The sequence below is a fragment of the Fluoribacter dumoffii NY 23 genome (assembly GCF_000236165.1).
Lineage (GTDB): Bacteria > Pseudomonadota > Gammaproteobacteria > Legionellales > Legionellaceae > Legionella > Legionella dumoffii.
In genome coordinates, this window is the sequence record NZ_CM001373.1 from 1989368 (window position 1) to 2010889 (window position 21522).

The window sequence follows — 21522 nt, forward strand, 5'->3', positions numbered from 1 at the left end:
ATCACTTAATCTCATTCTGTTAAAATAAAACACAAGTTTTGTTTGCGGAATGCAATGATGCGTGTAATGATTCTGACTTGCCTCATGTTGCCCTTAACTACTGTAGGCAGCGTAGCGCTAGTGGCCTTGATGCTCGCTCTGCTTGCACTCTGCTCTCCTGCCGTTATTTTCGGGGCAACTTTAATGGCTGCGGGAAAACTGGCTACTAAATTCACTGAGTGGTGTTATCCCGATATGAACACCTCGTTAAAGGACCCAGGAAAAGGGCCTCTGATTACTTCCCTCTCAACAACGGCACTTCTCTTTCCCTTATTAATCGCACCAGTTACGGCAAGCTCTGCGGTACTTGCTGCACTTACTTCTGTTTTACTTGTGCCTTCCCTTGCTGTGTTGGGCGCGTATGATCTCTCCAATAAAATAATAAACCGCTTCTCATCAGGATCTGCCTCCACGCCGAAAGAGGCTCAAATAAATCACAGCTATGGGATGTTTCCACAGAATGCGAGTCGCAAACCAGAAACAACAATTACAAATTTCTTGTCCGAGGTGCCTTATTTTGGTGCACTATTTCAAAGCAAACCGGCCACTAAAAAACATCCTCATTCAGTGGATAAAGAATTTATTGAGGAAGAGACAATTCAAAATGTAACTTCTTTTAGGGATAATTTACGATAAATCTTCCCTAACCAGGACTACTCATCGTATTACTTTGGGTTTGGGTTTGCTCTTGCTCTTTTTCCGGTATTTTATAAGAAGAATCAAACTTTGTGCCTCCCGGTTTAAAAGTATCTCCCGTTTTAAATTGGTCTCCGTTCGCATGAAATAGTTCCCCATTTTTCGAATACCCCATAACTTCCTTTGTTTTTCCATCGACCATAATAAAGTCCTTTTTTTCAGAAGCAAGTTTCTGGAAAAACGAACTCATATCATTTTCTGATTTAAATGATAAACTCAAGTTTCCATCCTCACCCTTTTTAGGAGGGTTATCTTTGTACCAGGGATCATCCTTAAAATTCTCCTGAAACATCTTCATGATCTCATCGCTGAGCTGACTGGCAACAGTTACTTCTTTTTTGGCGGACACTACAGGTGTTATTATGGTAGGCGTGGTCTGGGTTTGACTCGGTGCTGACAAACTCATGTCCTCTTCCTGGGCGTTAATTAAATTGTCGTATTTTTTCCTGTTATCAAGGTATGTCTGTTGATAAATCCCATAGGCATCCTGACTGTCCTGATCTAATTGATTCTTCGTATCAACATATTTCTGATATGCCTCATCCTTTTTTTTATCAAACTCTTCAGGGGAAAGCTCAGATCTTTTCTCATTCAACTCATCTAAAGTTTTTTCATACTCTGATTCGGCAACTGAAATTTTAGCGTTATTTAAAGCAGTTTTTGCTTGGTACGCCTCATAGGCAGCACGATTGGAACTCTCTGCAGATTTTTTAAATGTAAGGACATCCGGCTCGGGAGAACCTATGATACTTTCGTAAAGAGTCTGAGTTTTCTTTTGCGCCCCGGTTGCTTTGAGCATTTGCTCTTCATACGCTTTTTGTGCCAAGTCTCTTTTTTTTATGGCTTCAATCAAATTTTCAGCACCTGTAGGCATTATTTTCTCCAAACATCACTGCATATATAAATATTAGATCAATTTAAGAAGAACATAAGTTTTTAAGGCAAGCGTAAAGTGACCATTTCTCAAACTTCGCTTGCCTTGCATCAGCCAGGGTTTATACCAACCCCATGGGCAAATTGACACAGCTTATACCGGAGAGAGTTTGCAGCCAGAAAATAATTCTTTTTCTTCTGATGTTTTATGAGCATACAAACTTCGTGATAATAAGGGCGATTTAGTTGATTTAACTGTTGAGGGTAATAAGGAGGCTGCTTTTTCATCCAGAATCACGGTAACGTTTTTATGTGCGTATAAAGCAGTTGCCGGAATGTCTACGGTTGGTGAAGAAACCTCGTGAACCGCCGAAATAATGGCTGCTTTGGATGAACCGGATGCCAATAAATAACATTCTTTACTGTATTGCAGAATCGTTCCTATGCCCATGGTTACGGCATGGGTTGGAACCTCATCCTTTGAATTAAAAAATCGTTTATTTGCCTCCCGGGTTTTTTCATCCAATTTAATGACGCGTGTTCTGGAATCCAGTGCAGAACCTGGCTCATTAAAACCTATATGACCATTCACCCCCAAACCTAAAATTTGAATGTCTATTCCACCTGCTTCCTGAATTAGGTTTTCATATTCTTTGGCATGCTGGTCGAGTTGTTCCAGAGGGAGCTTTCCATCCAATAAATGAATATTTTCCTCTTTGATATTCACATGATCAAACAAATGGTGATGCATGTAATAACTATAGGATTGAGTATGCGTGGGTTCCAAACCTAAATACTCATCAAGGTTAAATGTAATTACGCGGGAAAAATCTAGTTTCTCTTCCTTATGCAGACGAACTAATTCTCTATACAAAGGTTCGGGAGTACTGCCAGTTGCCAGTCCAAGGACAGTAGGAATTTTTTTCTCATTATTTTCCATAATTTTCATTTGAATTGCTCTTGCCGCCTTATTTGCCATACCTTCGGGGGTTTCCCTAACCAAAACGCAACTAAACATGTATTTCTCCGAGAATTCGCAGTTTCCATCCGATATTTAATAAAAATTAAATTAAGAGGATATCTCTTAATTCATCTCTTTCCCTTATTTTGTTACAATCACCATTTGCAGGATGCTAATGATTTATAATGAAATTTTCTTATCGACAAGCGATTCTAGCTAATTTAACTGCGAAACTCTAGGGTATTTTTAGAAGGTGGATCTCGACGCCAGAAATAACTTTCTATTGAGTTTGCACCATGAATAAGGATGTTAAAATGCTCATTCAAAATATTTATGTATATAACGATAAAGGAATCAGGGAACTGAAGCATGTGCAACTTACCGAGACAGGGGTAAGGATAATTTTTAATCTGGATGATGATTTATCCTCCATTCAAGATCCAAAAATAGTCGACTCCAAAGGGTGTCATTTTTTAATGCCTGGAATGCTGGATTCTCACGTTCATGGCCAGGGCGGTGGGGATTTTTCGAATCCTGGCGAAATGAATGATGAGGTTTTGGAGCGTATTACCCAGGCATTAGGAAAAACCGGCCTATCCTATGCTTTAGCAACACTAGTCTCTTTGCCTATACCCGACCTGAAAAAATCATTGGCAAAAATTAATGACTTTATAGAAAAACAAGAACAGCACCCTACCCCTGGTTGCACCCAGATCGTCGGAGTTCACCTGGAAGGACCTTTTATTTCCGAAAGTTGTAAAGGTGCCCATGCCAAAGATGCCCTTCAAGACAGTATCTCCATGAAAAAATTTAGGGAGATTATTGATGCAGCACCCAAAGTGAAACAATGGAAAATTACCCTAGCCGCTGATTTACCAGGAGCAGAAGAATTCATTAAACAGGCAAAAGCTCTGGAGGAGGAAGGCATTTTTGTAAAAGTATTTATTGGCCACTGTAACCCGAAGGATAAAGGAGCCATTGGTCGGGCTGTTGCAGCAGGTGCCTGTGGATTCACTCATTTAGGAAATGGATGTCAAGAATCATGCAGCAGGGAAACACAGCCACTCACTTTACATGATGCCAAAAGTCATTTAGTGCAATGGATACTCGAAAACCCCGAGCTTTGCCCTCCTGGGGTCGAACTCATCTCTGATGGAGGGGTGCATTTATCCCCATCATTTATTTCTTTGATTCAGAACACCATTAAAAATAAAATCATTCTGGTAACAGATGCCCTGGGCCCGACCGGTTGTCCTGACGGTTCTTACACACTGGGCTCTTTAAATATTCGAAAAGAGCATAACAGCTTTTATCTGGCAGATAAAATGGGTAACTTTTTGCTGAAAGAAGGTAGACTTCCCTCTGGAGAAAACGGTCTTGTAAAAACACTTGCCGGCAGTGCAGCCCCCTTATCTTTCTGCGTCCGCAAATATTTTGAAACGATGCAGAACGAATCGGTAGAAAAGCGCATGGATGCCTTGTATACGGCCCTCGTTACCAATCCTAGAAACACCTCATTATCTATGGAAGCAATACACAATTTACCCGATGATAATAATTTTTCGATTTTTGATAACAAAGGGCAACTTATATTGAGTGGATGTCACGGTAAAATAATGGAACATCAGCCATTACATTCACCAATGCCTGGTTTGCTAAGTTTTGGCTTGCTAGCACCCAATGCATCGATTGAAGCCATCCGTCCAGAATCTGAATTCAATCCGGTATTCAATTAGCCTGTTTGCTGATTGGTTTTAAATAGAACAAGCAGAGAAAACTTGCAGTTAAAGCCGTAAGGCAGCATAAAATAAGGGGGGAGATAATGGATAAAACAATCAGTAACCCCCCAAAGATACAAATAATGGCATCGCCAAGTGTACGCAAACTTAGCTGCACGCCCATAACCTCCCCCTGAATAGTGGAATGAGACATATTTGAGATATGGATGGTCATGGTTGTGGTGACGCTTGTGATACTAAATCCAATTAATGCGAACAATAAAAACATGAATATGGGGTATTGAAACACAATCATGGCCGCAAAAATTAATGCAGTCACAAGCATAGCTAGGGTAATAATTTTATGTACGGGCAGATGTTTCGATAAATGGCGTGGAAGCCAGGAGGCACCCAGAGCAAGGGCAGCTGATAAAGCAGCATTATAAAGGGCAATCATGCTTGGCGACATGTGCCACTTCCCCGCCAAAAAAACAGGTCCAAACTCATAAAACATATCCACTGCAAAGGTAAACAGGGTACTGATGATGAGTAAAGGGATCAAATAGGGATGATGCTGGAATAATCGTTTGAATTGCCGAATTATATTGAGTTGCCCCAGGATGGATTCTTTTTGGATTATACCCGGTGTTTTATGTTCCGGTAATTTCAACCATACCAGTCCCAGCGTACTAATTGAAGCTAAAGCCGCCACAGTAAAAGGGAATGACCATGAAAACCAGGAAGCAAGATGGGGGTTGGATAATAAACCGCCGATGATGGGGCCTATGATATAACCAATCCCCGCCATGCTGTTAATCCTGCCAAAGCTTACGAATTTGTTAATGCTGGTGAGCTCCGAAGCATATGCCCGGGTGACGGCAAAAGTACCCTCCATAAATCCGGTTAAAAAGCGGCTGAATAATAAAAGCCAAAAACTGTTTGCCCAAAAAGACAGAACAGTCAGTACATACCCAACCAGGCTTCCTGTCAAACTGATGATGAGTATTTTTTTGCGTCCATACACATCTGAATTTCTTCCCAAAATGGGAGAACCAATAAATTGTCCCAAAGGAAAAATAGCAAGGGTGAATCCCAGCAAAATCCGCCTGCTCGTCTCACTCCATTCTGGAGAGATGATTAACTGATCCGTTGATTGCAAGAAAAGAGGGGGAAGAATGGGATAAGCAATGGATGAACCGATAAAACTGATTAACACAATAAGTAAAATAATCCAGAGTTGTTTTTTTTCCTGAGTTGTTTGCATGTGCATTTTATTTGCCTTGTTGGACTAGCGATCGACTTAAGGTCGAATTATTCATTTTAGCATTTTTTTCATAGATCGATCTTTTTTCATATGGATTATTATTAAGTCAAACCCAGGTATTTTTCCTCTGCCTGCTTGAGTAACCGTTTTCCCCGAAAGACACCCGTTCCATCCCAAGTATTGAGAAATTTCATCTGGATAATGCAGCAGGTAATGATGAAGTAGTAGCCCAGTTAAAACACGGAACATGGTAAAATGGGGATAATAAAACCAGAAAAAGCCAAAAAAAAATCGAAAAATCCTTAATCTATGGAATATGTTATATAATATGTACAAATAGTGTTTTTTTTACAAGAAAATAAAAGTAGGTTTTTTATCAATAAAAGTACTACCTTTTAACTGTGAAGAAGGAAGATAACATGTTGACGCTGGCCTTTATTTTTTTAGTTATAGCGATTGTTTCCGGATATATGCATTTTAAAGGAATGAATCCTTCATCAGCTTTTTCTGCAAAAATACTATTTTATATTTCTTCAGCTATTTTTCTGATATTACTCCTTATTTATCTCTTTTCACCTGCACCGCCCGTAGCAAAAGAATTTAAAAATCCCCTTCTCTCAGAACAGTTGAGGAAAGGCCATTCTGTTTAGTGGTGATGGGGTTTCCCCAAAAAAGAAGCACGCTTTAATCGCATCTTTAGGACTCGCTAAGTACTCCATCTACCTCGGCTTGCTTCTCAAGAAATGTTCTGAATCGTTCTACCCATTGAGCATCAATAAAATCAGGCACCGTTATGTTCCCTTCAGGGTGAATTGTTCTTTCAAAATGACTGTATAAATAAGGACGATAATAATCGAGTTCGGGAACCTTCAAACCTGTTTCTTTCGCTTTTTCATCATTAACCCGCACCCGCAATACATCCTTAAAATGGATGTTTGCTTCAAAACAAAACATTTCCTCTGCAGACATTACTCCGCCTTGAAATAAAAGGGTTTTCTTGCTTGCTTCAGATAGGCGCTCAAAATAATCTTTTTTCCTTCCTGCAAGATAACGTTTCGCATTGACATGGTTGCCTATGAGTAAAGCAATTTTTGCAGAGAAGCCCAATTCATAAGCCAGACTCGCCCCGATCCATTCGTGCAATACAATTCCCAAATCTGCCATCCTGTTTTGTTTTGTCTCTCCAGCAAAATGACCTATATCATGAAACAAACAAGCGAGGACGATTTCCTCACTATGCCCTGCTTGCTCAGCAAAATAGGCACATTGCAAGGCATGTTCCAATTGCGAAATCGGCTCCCCAATGTAATCCATTTTTTTAGCTGACCGCAAATACTGGAAAGCTCTCTCAATTTTTTGATTTATTGCATTCATTGTTTTCATAGCACCGTTTCAGAAATAGGATTAGCAACATTGTAAATGGCAGCGCCCGCCGAATAGTCTTTATTGGGATCACGCTCGCAATCTGGAGGGAATTTTTCTCTTTTATCCTTATAATAGGCTTGTCGCATAACGCCTCCTTCAGAAAATTTGCTGAAAGTAATAAAAATCGCCCTACGTGGTTTATTACTCCGATTAGGCTCAGAATAATGAGGCAGATAGGAATCAAATAAAATGACGTCGCCTGTACCACATTCAATTGGAGTCCATTGAAATTCGGCAGCCAATTCTTTTTTAATGGAACCGTCAGCTTCCTGGGGAAGAACTACAGGCTTGTTAGCGCCGCCTTGGACTACCTGCAAACATCCATTTTTTAAAGTGCAATCATCTATAGCAACCATCATCGTAATATGGAACTGCTGATTAAAGCTGATAAATGCAGGGGCGTCCTGATGGGGTTTAAATCCGCCACCCCCAGGAAATTTATAGTTAATTTTTTCTTTGAAAATTGCAGCCTTTTCCTCCATTAACGAAGAAACCAGGTTTAGAGTACGGGAGCTGTTGGCCACCTCATTCATCCCTTGATGATAATCAATAAAATTTTCCACCCGGCACAGTTGGCGTTCCCCCTGGGTATTCTTTTCAAAATATTTCATCCATTTTCCTGGTGTCTCTGGCCAGGAGGTCAGTTCATCACACCATGTTTGCAAATAGTGTTTTACATCTCCAAAGAGAAAATCGGTCAAAAACACATATCCCTGTTTTTTCCAGAAACTGTGTTGCTCTTCACTCAATTGATAATCCATCATTTCCCCCTTCAAGACATTGATACCAAAGCGCTTTCAGAAATTTTATCCGGTAGTAAGACCAGTTTCTTCTCTTCATGTTCCAGCCATTGGGTTAACAACCATCCAAGTAATAATGTACTGGCCAAAATGGCTAATGTCAGATAAATACCTAATTGCGCCTGCAAAATGGGTAAACATACAGTACCAATAAACGCCCCCAGCTTTCCTGTCCCGGCAGCTAATCCATGTCCTGTAGCTTTATATTCGGGATTATAGAGTTTGGCAGGCAGCAGGTACGTACTAATCCCGGGACCAAAATTTATAAAGAAATTAAATAACATGAAACCGGTGAAAATAATACCGAAGCTCGAAAAGAGATAACTTAGGCTCAAGATTAATAATCCCAAAAAAGAAAATAAAAATCCTATCTTCTGAAGTTTAATCAAAGGTATCTGGTTAATAAAAAAAATAACTGCAAAAGCACCCAGGGAAACAAAAACATTGACTATCAAAGTGCTTTTCAGTACCTCAGTTTGAGCACTCAGAAAATTGGATTCCGTAGATAAAGAAAATGCCTGCAACACATAGGGAGTAAAAAGCCCTATTCCGTAATAAGAAATGTCAAGTAAAAACCAGGAGAAACAAAGGCAAACAGTTATTCTTCTCATTTTTGGTGAAAAGATAAATTGATAATGAGTTAGCACAGAACGCTTTGCTTTAAATTTTAAACCTTGATGAACTTTCCATAAAAAACTTTCGGGCAACCTGGCTCTGAATAACAACCCTACTATGGCTGGAATTGCTCCGGACGCAAATATCCATCGCCAAACATCGAGTTGGGGATGCAGTTTAAATAAAAACCAGGCAACAATTACCCCTACAGGCGAGGCAAGACAATTAATGAACATGGCGGTTGCAATAAATTGGCCGCTTTTACGTGCCGGGATCATCTCGGCCAAATAAGCTGCACAAATAGGGTAATCCGCACCCACGCCAAAACCCAGTAAAAAACGAAAAACGCAAAGGGAGGTTATACTCCATGCTAAAGCAGAACAAACAGCAATAAGGACAAAAAAAACAAGATTTAGAATGAGCATGCTTTTCCTGCCCAGCATATCCGCCAATCGTCCAACGATAATTGCCCCAAATACTGCACCAAGGGGTGCTGCAGCTTGGGTGAGACCGATCATAAAGGAGGAAGGATGGTATAGGGCATAAATGAAAGGCTCCGCTACCGAAGCAATATATAAATCATACCCATCAATGAACAAACCCAATGCACATACAACCCAGACCTGGAAAGCCAGGAATTTATTGTTATTTTCGTCCATGAAAATCTCATATAATAAGGGCTATGCAACTTTATTGCAGCCTTAGGTATATGATTTTTAACACATTCACTTTATAAAAACAAACAGACTATTTTCCTTTTTGGAAAGTGAATTGTTATTACTTCTTGTGGATATCAAATTGGCTTCCCAGCAGGAAACCATTTAAGATGAGTCTGGGGTTTAATTAATAAAAATTAGGTGCTGTAGATTTTTTTGCAACTTCCTCAATTTGATCGACCAGTTGGAGTAATTCATCGTAAGCTACCCTTGGGGCTGATTGATCGCCCAGTTGGAGTAATTCATCTACCGTTGGGACTGACCAAAATGTAACAGATTTAGATTTTTTCTGATCGGTCTTCACATCTTTTTTCCTTTGCTCTATTTGTCTCCTTATGGATTCCAGATCTTCTTTTAAGGAGTCCGGATCGTCTTTGCCGCTCAATAATTTTTGTTTAAGGGCATTTAATGCTTCAAGTAAATCTCTTGACGAGCGATTCCTGCCTAATTTGTCTATCATTTGCTCCACAAGGGGAATTCGCTTGTCCTCGAAATGTTCTATCCCATCAAATGGCTTTTGCGGGTCAATTTGTAATTCAATCCTCTTTTTATGAATAAACGACTCAGGCAAATGCATATAAGTTCGCATAATGCACTTGTTAAGCTGCATGGAATATTGGGAAGCAAATTCCTCTGCAGTTAATTTGGAGGTATCGGGATGCATTAACCAGGAAGAAAATTCAAGATTGTCAGAAGATTGACAACCATACTCAAGAATTTCGTTAAACGGTAAAGTATCACATTGAGCTTTTGGTATATTTAAATGTAATGCAGTATTTTTTACTAATTCTTCCCAAAGAGTTCTATTATTTAATTTAATATGTTGCTCCAGAAGATGAAACAATTGTTTTTTGGCAATCTTGACTTCTCCCTGTGTTTCGCCAGCAAGCATTTTATCAAGAGCCAATTCAATGTCCTTCTGTGCAGCTTTATCCTCTTCCTTTAAAAATAACCCCCCAAAACATAATCTGCCCATCATTTCTCTGCTAAGTTCTTTCCGCTGGTCCATGGGTATTGATTCATTGAAATTTTCTATCATGGAAATCACATCAAATACATCAATCATCTTATTGATTGTACGGCTGTTCTTTCGCAATCCGAATTTAAAATAAACAATCGGGGAATTTTCAATCGCTTCCAGTTCCAACTTACCCTGGAACCCCTTGGCAAAACTCTCCCTTAATGCGTGCTCAAGAAACAAGTAACCCATGTGCTTGATCATTTGCTTATTTTTTTGAGTAAAGCCATTTTGCAAATTATCCATGCGGTTAATGTGTATACAGTGGGGTCGCAGGTTGTAATCCATGGCGCCCACGAGTTTTCGCTCGTTTCCTTCGCGGATGTAAATCTCAAAAACTTGATGCTTCTTACCCCGAAGAGAGGGTTTTACTACAGTTTGAAAATCGATTGCTTCGTTTTGTGCATTTAGTAATTTGGTTGTATAGGGCATTTTTTGTTTTCCTTACTGTCCATAATGATAAATTATAGCTCTAAATTTAACTTATTTTATCTGCTTAAAAAATGCCGCTTTGACTGAGAATGTCTTTTTATCCGCTTTAATTTTTAAAGATAATCTATACTATTTAGAACTGTTCCCTAAACAGTGATGTTGGATAATTATGAGGAATTATAAGGAGTATTTTCTATGAATAGGATTTCATTCAACATGGTTGCAGGGGTAGTTAGCTGTTTTTTATTGTCCTCTGCTTTTGCAGATACGCCTGCAGTTCAAACTTCAAAGTCAGAAATTTCCGGTACCTATTTATGCGATTTCCATGATCCTTTTTCTGGATCTCCAAATGGCAGGGAATTACTTATCATTAAAAAAATCAGCGACAATAATTATCGAATGTTCAAAAAAGGTTTGCATGACGCTACACCCACCATTGTTGGTGTGGGTTTACAAAATAAAGAGCAGAATAATGCCTTATCGTTTTTATTTTGGTGGTCCAAAGATATGACCACTACGTTTACCCAATCCATCATCGTTAAGACTGACGGTACTTTAGACGGCAGGTGGGTACAAAACAATAAAGATAAAGCCGCCACGTTTAGTTGTAAAAAATCTTCATAAAAGGAATTTTGGCTTGAGTGAATTAACAAAAAGGAGTTAGTCATGAATGCAGGATTGGCAAGTATTTCTCTCACTTCCGTATTATATTTTCTTACCTCAGCTGCTTTTGCTGACAACACCACTGCCAGCACCCCACCATCGCTTGTGGGAAACTATAAATGTCAATGGACTGGTGCTTCATTAGAGAACAAGAATTTGTCTCTTACCATTTCGAAAACTGGTGATACTTACAACTCTGAATGGGCTGATGATGCCGGTAATCCCGTACTTTATGGAACGGGGTTAATGAATCCGAATATAAATGATTTTATAACCTCATCTTTCTGGAGCCCAACCAACAATACTCTGATTGGCGTATTATCCCTTACAATAAGGGCCGATGGGTCTTTGCAAGGCAACTGGATTTCTCAATCTGGAAAAGAGACTGGGTCTGAAACATGTACCAAAAGCTCTTGATAGAGCTTGGGCATAACAAATGGGATTACTCTTATTAAGCCAACAACTACATTGATGTATTCTTAATGAGAATGGGTCTAAGGACCCAACCCCTATTGCTATGCCTGTTCTATTTTTACTCTATTTGCCACCAGCCCGTTTTCTTTTGTTTGCCATAAGGAGCAATAATTGCTTTTTGTGTCTGGTCAGATTGCGTGATCAAAATCACCAGCTGGTTGTTTTTATTAGGTCCTAAAATAGTGGGCGAGTTTGCATAACTGTTCGACAAGAAAATCCCTACCGGATTGGTGCCATTGTACTGATCGCCCGCATCGAAGGTACCTGTTCCATTAAGATCAAATTGTGGATTCGGGAACGCACCCCCGGTTGCGAAATTCAACTCCAAAAGCATGGAGCTGAAGCCATATCCGCATGTATTTAGAGGGGGCGTATTTAACGTGGCAATAAAAACCCCATTAACCAGTTCCGGATCAGTAACTAACCGTTGGCCTGCTATAGGCAGATCCGCATACCAACCTGATTTGTTAATCCAGTTTACCGTGTTGGAAGTTGCCGTGATGATATTTGTGGAAAAACCGGAAGTAGATGAATTGACTAATGTTAAAGTTTGTTGTTGCAGATTGGCTCGGGTAAGGGTAGTTGATGAAGATGGATTGTCCCATACCCCATAAATTGTCTGCGTTTGGCTGTTGGCTAAATCGGCCGTTGATAAAAGTTCTCCCGTACCAAAAAGAACAAAAAGTCCTTGTCTGCGGGGATAGTTTGGATTCAGAGTTACAACAGGGGGCGTTGTTATAGGCTGAGGGTTGCCTAAAGAATCCCTGGCCTGGAATAACACCCTGACGCTCCATTGTGAAGGATCACTGGAGGTCACATCAATAGCCCATAAGTTGCCTTGTAAATCACCGGCATAAACTACAGTGATAGGTACTCCTTGCAAGCCATCTTTTTGAGCCAGGGCAACAGTGGATAATCCCTGGGGTAAATTGACGTTACACGCCGAGGGCACCGCGGCACAAAGATCTATTTTTTTTATAAGGCTCCCGTTTTGAGCATTAACGGCATACAACACGGAGGTATTATTAGTATTGTTATAACCATTACCAAAAAAGACTGCAAAATTGGATGATGTGGTAGAAATTTGACCTACTTGCGGTCTACTGAAGCTCAGTCCCAAATCCGCATCAGTAAATTCCCATAAGACGGCATTTGCAACTGAGGTCTCGGTGCCCAAATTTATAGGATTGGTAATATCCAGAGCATAAATGCTCTGACCGCCTGCATTTTCTCCGCCAACAAGGATAGTGTGCCAGGAAGAATCAGCAAACTGTACATCAGCACTTGTTGGTGAACCATTAACATAGAAGAGATGATTTTGATTATAAAGGGTTGATGAAAGCTGATAGAGATTATCGAATACCCCGCTGGGAATAAATGAAAATAGTTCTTGTCCGGTCGAGGCATTAAAGGCATGCAGCATTCCATCATTTGCACCAACATATAAAACAGGAGTTCGATTGGATTGAGCTTGTGCAAAAGAAAGATAACTTGAGCTGGTATAAGGTCCTGAAGGAGCACCGACATAGATAACCTGACTGTCTACAATATCCCCCAGCAGATGGGAACGATTACGAAAGATCCCGCCATTTCGCACTTCTGTGGAAGTATCTCCTCGTAAATACTGTAATCTTTGCTGGCCTAAAGTGTCGGAAGGCTGGAGCGCGGCCTGTTGGGTTGCATTTAAACTGGACCATTCAAAGGGTACCCCCATTCCCCCCACAGGATCCCAGGTAACTATTTTACGGTTCGCTGACCATCCGGAACCTGATGCCAGGGAATCAAGTTGGGATTGTGCTGACCATAAAATGGTGCTTGTAGGTTGGCCCGTGTTGGGGTCAAGTTTAATCGCATTCAAATTACCCGTCCAGTCATTATAGGGCGTGTCTTTTGTTACGAAATTGGCTTGATAAGCAACGGTCGAGGTATTGATGCGAGTGGAACTAACCGCTGCAGCCGAGGTGGAAAAAGATCCATTTTGAATGTTTGAGAGAATGGCATTCAAATTATTGACTAATGTGTCTGGATCCGTTGCCGGGTAATAATCTCCTGTACCACCGGCCACTGCAAGTGCTTTCAGGGTAGCAGCAGCTTGGGAGTTAAGGGAAGGATCCACACCTGCTCCAAGGCCAATAACAAATGTTGTTACCCCCTTGCCTGTTAAAGTATTCATTTGGCTTATTGCATCAGACAAAGCTTGATCATTAGTGCTGTTGAGCGAACCATCAGCATTGAAGGTGGCAGTCACTCCATAACCGGTTGCGGCGACGCTACCCAAAGGCGGCCAATACCTTGCTTGGAGATCCTGGGTTGGCAGACCATCTGAAATCAGGATGATGTATTGTTTTTGCGGACAACTTCCACTGGTTGTGCCTACAGTCTTTAAAAAACTTTGAGCCCGGGTTAGCATCCCTGCCAAAGGAGATTGGGCAGCCGCAGATTTAATCTCGGTTGTGGAGGTAGAGTTTGTTTCGGGTTTCAAATAAGGTAAAAAAGAGTTGATTGCATTGTTAACGCTTGTAAATGTGGGATTTATACCCGCTGTAATCATATTAATTAAGATATTACCGGTATTAAACGATTGATTGCTGTAATATCCAAAGCCACGGTTTAAAAACATGACTTGTTTGGAATTAGGGACAAAACCCGCATTTGAAGGAGACAAGGAGAAATTACCAATTGAAGGCAAAGTACTACCGTAGGATATCTTAATATTTCCCTGGTTATAATTGGATATAGTGTAATTAGGCGGGTAAGGATTAGACGGTGTGGGGCCATTGTAACTCACGAATATCCCAGGGTATCCTGAAGAGGCATAAAGCACGTCATTAATTGTCGAATCATCACTGGAGTAGCCAATTTGCATGTATTGGCTTGACGAAAGCAGGCTACTGCCATAAAGGGCAGTCAATGACGAGCAATTACTCGCAACCGTCGATGAGGCTGAGCTGTAGTTATAACAAGGGTTAGTAACGTATCTGTTACCTGAACTCGGTGTATTGGTAAAGCTAAAATTACTGCCTGGGGGGGACAAATAGTAAACCCATGTTTTGTAGACGCTTATATTACTGGTGCTGTAGGTGGCTAAAGCAAAATCGGTTGTCGGCATATAGTATTCAATAATGGCCTGGATTGCCGCTTTTGCGACATTTAATCGAGTGGGTCCATTATCTATTTCAACCCCATTCTGGATAACGGTATATGGTGCCAATCCACTAGCATTTGGACCTTGCACAGGAGGGGTAAATCCAGCGGGTACCGTATAATTTACCGGAGAACTTGTATTGTAAAGCGAAATTAAATCGCTGGACAGAGCACCTGACCCACTCATGATCGCCCCGCTTAAAGTACCATCCATTGATTGGGAGTTCCCTATCAGAATCAATACCTGCGGATGGGTAGGACTGGCTATTACCAGCGGAATTTGAGGAATTGTTAAGATGGCGGCATTCAGCGAAAAAGAAGCACACAATAAAAGAGCAGTTAATCCATGGGATATATTTAGCGTAAACCAGCATCTTCGAGGTCTGAGTCTTTCCATAAATTTTAAAATCCGTATGCAAAATAGCGTTAAATAGAATTGTACTTTAATTTAAAGGGCCCTTGATTTTGATTTTTGACTGATGTCAAAATCCCATTATGATGACCGTTAAAGCGCTGTAATACTTTGATTTTAATTTAACAATAATAGTACTGATTTCGCAAGAATTTTAGAAAATCGAAGTGAAGGGCTTAAACGCCCTCAAAGAGATATGAAAACACAATAACAGTAAAAATGAGCAAGCTGACTTTTTTTGCTAGATTTTGACCCAACGCCTGACTGATGGCTGATTTTTTGTTGGGCCTCGAGACTTAAAACACTTTCCACTGCTTCATAAAGCAAGCAGGCAGTCTTCCTATGAATTAGGTTTTCCAACAAAAGTCATCGCTTCTTCCCAAATTTGATGGGCGACATCTTCTTCAGATTGATTTTTGTATTTTGATTGTTGTAATTTTTGTTTTAGTTCTTTCTGATGTTGTTGAGCCACCGGAGTCATAACCTCCTCCCATAGTTCAGAGGGGACATGTGCCTGTTGGTAATTTTTGTGGGGTTGTTTTTGCTGGGGGAGTAATGTTGTACCCCTTAAAATACCGTCCACTTTCGCATCCAGTTCAAGCGCCTCATCGATATTGTCATCAAGCACCAGCGGTACGATTTTATGTGCCCCACCTAACAGGTGGCTCGATTGTATTGAGTACATTTGCCACAGCAGAAACACAGTTGTTCTCCAATAATTTATAATCTTTGGTATTAAAGTCGCTGGCACTGGATTGAGCTGTGTAAAATAATTTTCTGGTTTCCATCGCCTTGTTTTTAATAGCCGCATTTTTGGATTTTAGGTTTTCGAGTACCTGCTCAGGTAAATCTACTTTAACCATCCGGTGAATTCCGACTTGATAATAAGTCACATCAAGACCTTTAACTGTAAATGACGTTGATTTTAACTGACTTTGATAGAACTCTTCACAAGCTTCAAATATCTTTGGAAACGAAAGACTGCTTGTACTCAAAGGCGTTCTGGGTCCTCCATAATTGACTAAAAAGCTGGGCATGATGATTCTCTCCTTGTTGTTCACAATCCAACAGAAATTCCTTATTCAGGGCAGACGGCTAGATAAAAAATTAATATCCTAAGTACAGCGTCTTTACATGTAAAAAAGAAAAGGCGCGATAGAAACAAAGAATATCGCGCTCTAGATATGATATTTGATTTGTCCTTATTAATTAATAGCTTTGCTGAGTATTTTGAGGACCTGATGTCCCATAAGTTGTTTGGGTATTTTGATAATTTACCTGGCTATGATGATGATCGCCAGTATGTTTAGGATAATTTACTTGACCATTTTGATATCCACTCTGGCTACTTTGATAATTTACCATGTTATTTTTATATCGTTTTTGATGGTACATTTGGGTGTTTTGATAACTTGACTGTCCATTTTGATAATTCATTTGATTGGATCTGTATCTTTTTTGATAATTTATCTGACCTGTTTGATAGTCTAAGTGATTCCTGTGATAACGCTTATGGCCTTGATAATACATTGCATTACTGTATCCCATATAATGATGCTTATTATAGTGTCTATGGCGGTAATATCTCGCATCACTGGTGTTATATAATACATTGTTTGTGTAATAACCTACTCCGCTGGAATAGCCAGGTCTATATCTATAACCGTTACCATAATAATCTCCAGAATAACCATTATTCCAGCCCCCTCTATGATAACTGGTAGTATATCCTGGGGAGGTGTATCCGGAAGAATACGCATAATGGGTACGATATCCAGGTGAATTAACAGACTCCATTGTAGTACAGCCTCCTAACCCCAATACTGTTGCCACAATCCATGCATACTTGATTTTTTTATTCATAATGACGCTCCCTGTAGTTAAAATGCAAATTTATTGTAGTATTAGATCCCAAATCAATCAATTAGAGCATTCATTAATCATTTATTTGCTTTCTTAGAAATAGAAGCGAACAACAAAGGGATGGACAACAAGGAAGGATAGGTAAAATGTTATATAGGCACGGATCATACCTTTCTCAATCCTGTGATGCAGCTATTTATTTTTGAATATTTTTTCAATTTGTTGATGGGCCGTATTTATTGAATGGGCTGTATCCCTTGCCGTTTTAGGCAGGATTTTAAAGAAACGTAATGCTTTGGTAATATAAGATTCTTCATTATAGTATTTAGCTAGGATTGCCTTATCTGCAGCATCGAGATGAACTGCTTGTCGAAAAAGACATAAATCTTCTTTACATATATCTTCCAGACTGGAGCGAAGCGTGTCATAGGACAATACGGTGTAGTCTTTTTCCATTCCTTTTTTAATTTTTTCAATAGCCAGATGCAATTCATACTGGATTTTTCCTATTATTGCTTTTTTCTCCGGGTTATCTGGATATCTCTCCGCAAGCCGATTGATAATGGCATTTAAATTAAAATCGAGTTTTTCCAAAGTGCTTATCATATTTTTAATTCGTTTTTGAAAAAGGGCAATAATTTTATCAAGATGTGGGCGTGAGTTTGCTGTACGTAAGTACTCCGCATTTTGAAATGGTATCGGAGTTAATTCATGTTTGCGTTGATTAAAATCTTCCAGATGGTTCGAAAAATCTCCAGCAGATTTCTGCGAAAAGTAATAATTTTTTGTTTGGCTTAAATATTCGGAAGCCGGATAAACTTTGTTTGACCAGGGGTCACAAATCCAGGCATCTTTGCCCCAGGTTAAAGGTTTTTTAGGATTACTCCCTTTTTTTCTTCCCACAACTAAAAATACATGGTCTCCTCCTTTTATTCGATAAACTTCTGCATTTAGGGAAGGAGAGGCATAGCGAATGACATAATCAAGAGCCATAAGAGCCATTTCATGGCAATTCCCTAGAGAAAATTTCTTGCACTTATTAATATTTTCATTAAAAAATTGAATCTCCTTATCTATCTCCACGCTGTACAAAGGATACTCTTGGGTACTGATTCTCAAGTCTTTGACGGCTTTGTATAAAGCCCTGCGTTGGGATGCATCATAGGAATTTGCAGCAAGCTGTGTATATCCCTTTAAAATAAATGCGCGCGCATATCTACATGCCTCCTGGGCTGTTCTTTCGGAAGTAGTGGATATAACTGCTTCAGTCAGCATTTTATCCAAATTATTTTGAGTTTCTGAACTGGTGCTCATTACATTCAAACAATTTAAATTGGGCATTATAACATCAATGTGTAGTTTTAAGTAACTAGATGAGTATTTTTTTTAAACTAGGAGAACATAACTTTGGTTTAGAGAATATCTCGTTGGTACGAACACCTCAGCTCACCCATTTAAAGTGAGCCGGTGGTGACTTTTATGTTTATTAGATTTGGCACTGAAGCACGAGCGGCATCGACAGGACTACCTGCCTAGGAGAATGAATACCGCGGCTACCAATGCAACTACCGCAGTAAGAATACCGGGAATTCCAATTTGGGGTAGCAAAATACTAAACGCTACTAAAATCAGATAGATAGCAAGAAGAATAAATCCTATATTTTTTATTAAGTGCATAATTTCATCCCTTAAAAGTATGTCCTGAAAAAGAAACATCCAAAATGAATTCTGCTTGTTAGCAGAACTTTATTTCTAATATACTAAAAAATTAAAGTAAAGACGCTTGCACGACAAAGTGTGCATCTTGTCTCCCTTACTGAAAAAAGCACAACTTTCCGTCAATTACTTTTGGTATTTTTCAAAAAGAGAGTCACATAGGAACTTGAGCTTATCGAATCATTTAATATTTATTTTTAAAACTTTCAATTCGTTCATTTTCTTTTCTTTCATCTAACCCCTCAAACTTTTCTCGTACTTCTCTTATTTGGGCTTTCATATCGGCAAACTTACTGTCTAGGCGTCCTGTTTTTCCATTTAATTGTTCAAGCTGACTTGAATATCTGGCAATTATTGCATCGAGACAGTCAAGAGATACTTTTATATCTACCAGCGAAGAAGAGTCCTTTATCGTATCCATCGTGTACGCAAGCTCCTCATAAAAATCTTTTGCGATCTTAGACTTAGCTTGAGCCGAATCATTTTTAAAAACATCTCTTAATAATTTTGTTTTGCTACTGTTAAGATAGTTATCCAGAGAATTTAGATTGTTATGCATAATCGATTTTACACTATGCACAATATCTGTTGCTGGGACTTCATGCCAGGGCTGCGGATCTCCCTTTAACAAAACTGTTTTCGAGCTAAGACCTGATTGTGGACCGGGTGCATCTTGAAGATATACTTTCGTTTTTGAAATATCCACGCCTCGATCACTTAAATATTCTAAAAAACGCGCCACAGAATATAAAGAAGGCTGATAATGTCCACTATAAGTATTAATACTGATTAATTTGCCATTTTTTATTTCCATTTCACCAGCAGCCAATACTGGAGCGCCTGAATTCATCGAAGAGTGAGCTAACTTTCTACCCCTTTTATCCAATTTAACAGATAAATGTTCGAAAGCAGAAAGCTCGCCGTTTGTATTTAAGGTGAAGGCAATAAAACCGGGTTTGTTGTGCGCTATTAATTTGGATGAGTCAAAAACTTTACCTTCTTTATGAAATAGGCCTTCGTGAATTTCAACACGATAATCTGCTCTTTCCTCTGGAGTTAAATAGGTAGTTCCATGTGCTTTATCTTCATATTTATCGTCTTGATTAACATCGAGTAATTCCCCGGCATCAAAAGCCTCTTGAACTGATGGTTCGGAAGAATCTTTGGTACGGCTTGTTGGTTTTAATATATCTGCTGTTAATTGATATTTTCCTGAAGATAATACCGGTATGTAATGCGGATTTTCTTGTTGTTTGCTCGCTCTCTCCGCCATCAGCTTGACCAGGATCCCGTTAAGTAGATTTTTTTCATTGGAAAATTTTTTGATATCAAAAACATAGATCATAAAATCAAGAGCTTGAAGCCGATCATTATCAGATAATGATGGGTCTTTATAATCAACCCAAGCTTGATCAAGTCTTTTGGCTAGTGTTCCTCCTTTACTTGAAAAATACTTCTTAGGCATTGAGCATTCTTAAAAAAAACTATATGGACAATTATAGCTCAAATCCACATATTATTTTTTAATTGGGCAACCAGAGCCAACCCACCTTTGTATTAATCCTTAGTGTTTATTTTCTGCTATACTGAATAATAGTTTTTAACTTAACTATCCTTTAACTCTTTCTTAGTAATTACAAGCTCGTTATAGAATTAGAAAATCTACTTCTGGAAAGTTGCACAAATCAAGAGAAGATTCTCATCCCGGTTTATTTAGTGACTCCTACAGTTCAAAAAATCTAGTCTATTGCAAATGAAAACTTTCATGATGAAATAACCCATGCAGCTGAGGCATTTTTAATTCAAATACACGTGAGGCCCGATGTTTACCCTACTCGCTTTTTTTGTAAGCCAATCATTAGAAAATCTTTATTCGACTTCGAACATAATCATAGAACAAAAAGAAAACTTCTCCCCGGATCAGGTGAAAATAGAAAAACTTACCCAATCAGCCCCCAATCTAAACAAAGAGGTTATTAAACTTGCTTTAAGGGCCTATAAAAGAGCTTTTGAGCAAGGAAAAGTCAAGAATACCATGCTTACTATTATTGATTTTTCTGTCCCATCCAATCAAAACCGCCTGTGGATTTTTGACATGCAGAAGGATGCATTAGTACTTAAAACCTATGTAGCACATGGCGAAAATTCAGGAAGCGGTACTGTTCCCTATCACTTTTCAAATGAAATGTGGGGAAAAGAATCCAGTCTTGGAACCTATATTACAGAAAATACCTATGATGGGCATAACGGTTATTCCTTAAATCTCGAAGGTTTGGAGGAAGATTTAAATTCCAACGCCTACAAGCGTCGGGTTGTGGTGCATGGCGCCTGGTATGTCGAGCCTTCCTTTATCAAGAAAGCGGGTCGGGCTGGATGTTCGTGGGGCTGTCCTGCAGTTGCAGCAAGTCTCGCAAAGTCCATTATCAATCTCATTAAAAACGGCTCGGTATTGTTCGCCTACTATCCTGATAGCTATTTTCTCAGTCACTCAAAATATACTGTTGAATGAACTTGAAAGAACTGTTCACCCTCTTGGGAAACAAAACCTGCTTTTGTTGATGTACCGATTTTATCCCTGTTTGCTGCTGCAATTAATGAAATGAAACAAATGCAATTTGCTATATTTTGAATAATAATGAATGCAAAAAACTTGATTTGATAGATTGCCTGCCAACAAACAGTAATCTTAGGCT

General features: G+C 39.4%; 20 protein-coding genes. 6 read left to right on the top strand and 14 right to left on the bottom strand.

Annotated features, from left to right (window positions below):
- Positions 1–54: 54 nt before the first annotated feature.
- A complete protein-coding gene (locus tag KYQ_RS08845) occupies positions 55–675 on the top strand; it encodes a hypothetical protein (RefSeq protein WP_147285892.1) in 621 nt (206 codons plus the stop codon).
- 7 nt (positions 676–682) lie between these two features.
- Here the strand turns inward: KYQ_RS08845 and KYQ_RS08850 are convergent, their stop codons facing one another.
- Both KYQ_RS08850 and nagB read right to left on the bottom strand, forming a co-directional pair.
- A complete protein-coding gene (locus KYQ_RS08850; RefSeq protein ID WP_010652928.1) occupies positions 683–1609 on the bottom strand; it encodes a hypothetical protein in 927 nt (308 codons plus the stop codon).
- A gap of 153 nt (positions 1610–1762) precedes the next feature.
- Complete coding sequence (gene nagB, locus KYQ_RS08855; RefSeq protein WP_010652927.1) at positions 1763–2626, bottom strand: glucosamine-6-phosphate deaminase; 864 nt, start codon at positions 2624–2626, stop codon at positions 1763–1765.
- 257 nt (positions 2627–2883) lie between these two features.
- On the opposite strand from nagB, the gene KYQ_RS08860 reads away from it, so the two are divergent.
- Positions 2884–4305, top strand: coding sequence for an N-acetylglucosamine-6-phosphate deacetylase (locus KYQ_RS08860; RefSeq protein ID WP_010652926.1), 1422 nt, complete (start codon positions 2884–2886; stop codon positions 4303–4305).
- Here KYQ_RS08860 and KYQ_RS08865 read toward each other — a convergent pair.
- Positions 4298–5557: an MFS transporter gene (locus tag KYQ_RS08865; protein ID WP_010652925.1), complete on the bottom strand. Its 1260-nt coding sequence runs from the start codon at positions 5555–5557 to the stop codon at positions 4298–4300. The two genes, KYQ_RS08860 and KYQ_RS08865, sit on opposite strands and share 8 nt — an antisense overlap.
- 413 nt (positions 5558–5970) lie before the next feature.
- Between KYQ_RS08865 and KYQ_RS08870 the strand changes: the two genes are divergently transcribed.
- Positions 5971–6201 carry a DUF1328 domain-containing protein gene (locus KYQ_RS08870; RefSeq protein WP_010652924.1) on the top strand — a complete coding sequence of 77 codons (231 nt, stop codon included), beginning with the start codon at positions 5971–5973 and terminating at the stop codon, positions 6199–6201.
- Between the two features lie 46 nt (positions 6202–6247).
- On the opposite strand, the gene KYQ_RS08875 is transcribed toward KYQ_RS08870, so the two are convergent.
- From KYQ_RS08875 to KYQ_RS08890, 4 genes are all read right to left on the bottom strand, one after another.
- Entirely contained in the window at positions 6248–6925 is a 678-nt protein-coding gene (locus tag KYQ_RS08875) for an HD domain-containing protein (RefSeq protein ID WP_019349891.1), read from the bottom strand.
- A gap of 5 nt (positions 6926–6930) precedes the next feature.
- The gene (locus KYQ_RS08880) at positions 6931–7740 is read right to left on the bottom strand and encodes a phytanoyl-CoA dioxygenase family protein (protein ID WP_231294532.1); all 810 of its coding nucleotides are present in this window, start codon (positions 7738–7740) and stop codon (positions 6931–6933) included.
- 8 nt (positions 7741–7748) lie between these two features.
- The gene (locus KYQ_RS08885) at positions 7749–9050 is read right to left on the bottom strand and encodes an MFS transporter (RefSeq protein WP_019349893.1); all 1302 of its coding nucleotides are present in this window, start codon (positions 9048–9050) and stop codon (positions 7749–7751) included.
- Positions 9051–9234: 184 nt separating this feature from the next.
- Positions 9235–10557, bottom strand: a complete 1323-nt coding sequence (locus KYQ_RS08890; RefSeq protein WP_010652920.1) for a hypothetical protein — start codon at positions 10555–10557, stop codon at positions 9235–9237.
- Between the two features lie 195 nt (positions 10558–10752).
- Here KYQ_RS08890 and KYQ_RS08895 point away from each other — a divergent pair, with 195 nt between their 5' ends.
- Both KYQ_RS08895 and KYQ_RS08900 read left to right on the top strand, forming a co-directional pair.
- A complete protein-coding gene (locus KYQ_RS08895) occupies positions 10753–11181 on the top strand; it encodes a hypothetical protein (protein ID WP_010652919.1) in 429 nt (142 codons plus the stop codon).
- A gap of 42 nt (positions 11182–11223) precedes the next feature.
- A complete protein-coding gene (locus KYQ_RS08900; RefSeq protein WP_010652918.1) occupies positions 11224–11637 on the top strand; it encodes a hypothetical protein in 414 nt (137 codons plus the stop codon).
- 115 nt (positions 11638–11752) lie between these two features.
- Here KYQ_RS08900 and KYQ_RS08905 read toward each other — a convergent pair whose 3' ends face one another.
- The 7 genes from KYQ_RS08905 to KYQ_RS08930 all read right to left on the bottom strand — a co-directional run bounded on the left by KYQ_RS08905 (position 11753) and on the right by KYQ_RS08930 (position 20294).
- Positions 11753–15235, bottom strand: a complete 3483-nt coding sequence (locus KYQ_RS08905; protein WP_010652917.1) for a pilus assembly protein — start codon at positions 15233–15235, stop codon at positions 11753–11755.
- A gap of 355 nt (positions 15236–15590) precedes the next feature.
- Positions 15591–15935 carry a hypothetical protein gene (locus tag KYQ_RS19500; RefSeq protein ID WP_231294533.1) on the bottom strand — a complete coding sequence of 115 codons (345 nt, stop codon included), beginning with the start codon at positions 15933–15935 and terminating at the stop codon, positions 15591–15593.
- Positions 15892–16287, bottom strand: a complete 396-nt coding sequence (locus KYQ_RS19505; protein ID WP_019349895.1) for a DUF778 domain-containing protein — start codon at positions 16285–16287, stop codon at positions 15892–15894. Before KYQ_RS19505 ends, KYQ_RS19500 begins: the two co-directional genes overlap by 44 nt.
- Before the next feature lie 172 nt (positions 16288–16459).
- Positions 16460–17113: a hypothetical protein gene (locus KYQ_RS08915; RefSeq protein ID WP_019349896.1), complete on the bottom strand. Its 654-nt coding sequence runs from the start codon at positions 17111–17113 to the stop codon at positions 16460–16462.
- 192 nt (positions 17114–17305) lie between these two features.
- A complete protein-coding gene (locus tag KYQ_RS08920; protein ID WP_010652915.1) occupies positions 17306–18454 on the bottom strand; it encodes a hypothetical protein in 1149 nt (382 codons plus the stop codon).
- A gap of 183 nt (positions 18455–18637) precedes the next feature.
- Positions 18638–18790 carry a hypothetical protein gene (locus tag KYQ_RS18305; protein WP_231294534.1) on the bottom strand — a complete coding sequence of 51 codons (153 nt, stop codon included), beginning with the start codon at positions 18788–18790 and terminating at the stop codon, positions 18638–18640.
- Between the two features lie 223 nt (positions 18791–19013).
- Complete coding sequence (locus KYQ_RS08930) at positions 19014–20294, bottom strand: hypothetical protein (protein WP_010652913.1); 1281 nt, start codon at positions 20292–20294, stop codon at positions 19014–19016.
- A 357-nt stretch (positions 20295–20651) separates the two neighbouring features.
- On the opposite strand from KYQ_RS08930, the gene KYQ_RS08935 reads away from it, so the two are divergent.
- Positions 20652–21338, top strand: coding sequence for a murein L,D-transpeptidase catalytic domain family protein (locus KYQ_RS08935; RefSeq protein ID WP_010652912.1), 687 nt, complete (start codon positions 20652–20654; stop codon positions 21336–21338).
- Positions 21339–21522 lie beyond the last annotated feature (184 nt).